The sequence below is a fragment of the Paenibacillus sp. BK033 genome (assembly GCF_004345425.1).
Taxonomy (GTDB): Bacteria; Bacillota; Bacilli; order Paenibacillales; family Paenibacillaceae; genus Pristimantibacillus.
Window position 1 is genome coordinate 1 of sequence record NZ_SLVP01000029.1, and the last position, 3,044, is coordinate 3,044.

Genomic DNA, 3,044 nt, shown 5'->3' on the forward strand with positions numbered 1-3,044 from the left:
CGGTAGCTGGCCAGCGTCGTGGACCCATTAACATCATACCAAGGAGTCTTTTTGTTTCTCAAACCTCGTATTTCTTCATTATAGGAATGCTGCCCGTTACTTCAATAAAGGCTGCAGCAGATCCTCCGATCTGTTGCAGCCTTATTAATTGAACTATAGTCTCCCGTTAGCGGAATGACCATCATTTTCACTTATATGCGGTACACCTCACTGTCTGTAATAACCATTGTATGGTGAGACCGTTAAGCCCTTCAGGAACTAAAGGCTTCTTCTGTCAACTCCAGATTAATGCTGGCGGCAGCAATACTGCCAGCCGCAGCAGCCACGATGAGTTGTGAGGGGAATCCAGTGGTCACTTCCCCAGCTGCAAATAAACCAGGTACCGTGCTCTTTCCCATTTCATCGGTTAGGATTCCACCTAGATCGTTTACCGCATAACCAAGTTCTTGTTGAAAACCAGCCCGTGGGACCCACTTAGGTGCAATGAATCCGCCTGTTCTCTCTATTCTAGATCCGTCCGAGAACTCCACTAGCCGCAACTTGCCATCACTGCCATGAAAAGCTGATACAGATTGTTCAGAGACAACGATGTCACGGGAAGCTAATATTTGCTTTTGTTCATTAGTCAGAATGCCAGGGCCATTGGTACAGACGATAAGATCGCGACTCCAATTATAGAGCAACTTTGCATGTTGGAACACGCGGGGATGATCCCACAACACAAATAACGATTTGTCCCTGAGTTCCCAGCCGTCACAATATGGACAGTAAAAGAGGCTTTTTCCATATAAATTCCTGACACCTGGGATATCTGGCAATGTTTCTTGCAGGCCTGAAGCGAACAATAGCTTGCGAGCTTGAATTTGTTCCCCCTCGTGTGTAGATATTAAAAATCCTGCATTAAGCTTGCGAATATCCGTAACTTCAACCGGATGATGCTCTACTGACGGATACTTTAGCACCTCCTCGTATGCGACACGCCGAAATTCTGCTGGTGTAACACCATCGCGTGTAAGAAAACCATGTGAAGCATGCGTAACGGCATTTCGTGGCTTGTTATGATCGAACAAAGCTACTTTTCTCCTTGCCCTGCCTAAAACTAATGCTGCATTGAGTCCAGCCGGGCCCCCGCCAATGATTGCACAATCGTAAATCATGTTAATCCTCCTTCTCAGTATGGTTGAAATAACAAATCAAGTATATTATGGATATATTATCCTGGATTTCGAAAGTTCTGCTCTTTGAAAATATGAAAAAGTGCCCGAATCTTTGGTAGAATGGTGTTTGTCGAGAACAACATTGAAGCCGCCACCGGTGAGGTATGTAGATATTGACGAAATAGCATAGTTATCCCTCCTAATATTAAATCGTTTTTTTAATCAGACAAGTAAGGGTATATTCGTGCTTCACAAACTCTGTGCCTGGTACTCCCGCCATTCAAATACGCCTTCCTCGAGCCTGAAAGCTGTAAATCCTTCTAGCTGCATCACGTTTACAGCATCGGTCGCAAACACACAATACGGTCCGCGGCAATAAGCGGCAATCTGAACGTCTTTGGGTAGTGTGCGAAGATAGTGGTGCAGTTCCTCCATCGGAACAGAAACAGCCCCCGGAATGTGAGCAGCCTCAAACTCATCAGCTGGCCGCACATCCAACAGAATAATGCTGCCTTCCTCCATTTTGCTTAACACTTCGCTCAGCGAAAGGGTTTGAGTATCCCCACGTTGACTCATAAACTCATTTTTAATTCGGGTTACGTCAGCCAGCTGCAGCTCGCTGATCCGCCACAAGGAAGTCAGGAAACCTTCAATATCAGGCGTGGCCAACGTGTAAATAACAAAGGTCCCTTTCTTGCTAAACTTCACCAAATTAGCATCAAGCAGTACCTGAAGATGTCTGGAGACGTTAGCAATGCTCATTCCCGTTGCATGGGCCAATTTCTCAACTGACTTTGGTCCTTGAGATAAAAGATTCATCAGTTCCAGACGCTTATCACTGGACAAGCATTTTCCAATTCGGGCAAACTGTCGGTATAAGTCATCTTTAAAGGCACGAACGGAAAGCTCGTGATTCATATCCTTCATCCCTTCTCAAATATTCAATCAATTAATTGAATTATAAGCGTGGACTACTTTATTCGTCAAGAGCACTGAAACGTCTGTAGTCGCTCCTTTATCAAGGTAAAAGAAGTGTATTCATTAGCGTAATCTGCCCGTTCGTATTATGAGGTCACCAGATCTTTCTGGTCGACCTCTTTTTTGTAGGGTCGTAAGATTGCAGTAGCCGGGGATCGAACGTATCTGCCCGTGGGACTCGGATCCCGTAAGCTATTCTGTTCGTCCCCCCCTACTTGTTAAACCATGTTTAGGCTGGTTGGGACATTGATCCCGTATCACATGCGATAGTGTGGACAACAAGAAGGTTAGGGGCTGCCGGCGAATTTACTTTGGGAGTGATGAAATGAATCCAGTCATTGGTGTGGATATTTCTTAGGGAGAGAGCCATGCACAAGCTTTTTTAAAACGTGGATTACCGTTTGGAAAGGTCTTTAAGTTCCATCATAATCTTGAGGGATTAACATCCTTTCTTGAATATATCAGAGATGTAGAGTCTGCTGCTGGAATACGTCCCTCCGTTGTTATGGAGGCTACAGGTCATTATCATAGCCCTGTGGTTCAGTTTCTGGATGAGCACCAGTATGTAACCATTGTTATTAATCCGTTAATCTCATTCGAAGCCAAAAAAACCAATCTAAGACGGGTAAAGACGGATGCTGCGGATGCCTTTCAGCTCGGGATGCTATTTTATAAAGAAGAGTTTGAGCCCATTAAAAAGCGTGGCCAGCATCTCATGAATTTGCGCTATCTCACGCGCCAATACGATTCTTTAACTGGTATGTATGTCCAAGTGAAACTGCAATTCCAGGCTATACTCGATCAGGTCTTTCCCGAATATCGGGGCGTGTTTGGTGACCTGTATTCTAAGGTTTCCCTTAAACTTCTGGCCAAGTACTCAACATCCAAAGATGTGCTAGAAATGACTGA

At 44.8% G+C, this 3,044-nt stretch carries 2 protein-coding genes and 1 pseudogene; 1 reads left to right on the forward strand and 2 read right to left on the reverse strand.

Going from position 1 to position 3,044, the window contains the following annotated elements:
• Positions 1-251: 251 nt before the first annotated feature.
• Positions 252-1,157: an NAD(P)/FAD-dependent oxidoreductase gene (locus EV294_RS30085; RefSeq protein ID WP_132313674.1), complete on the reverse strand. Its 906-nt coding sequence runs from the start codon at positions 1,155-1,157 to the stop codon at positions 252-254.
• Between the two features lie 249 nt (positions 1,158-1,406).
• Positions 1,407-2,075 carry an ArsR/SmtB family transcription factor gene (locus tag EV294_RS30090; protein ID WP_243711844.1) on the reverse strand — a complete coding sequence of 223 codons (669 nt, stop codon included), beginning with the start codon at positions 2,073-2,075 and terminating at the stop codon, positions 1,407-1,409.
• Between the two features lie 385 nt (positions 2,076-2,460).
• Here EV294_RS30090 and EV294_RS30095 point away from each other — a divergent pair.
• Positions 2,461-3,044: pseudogene (locus EV294_RS30095) on the forward strand (IS110 family transposase); the annotation flags it as partial.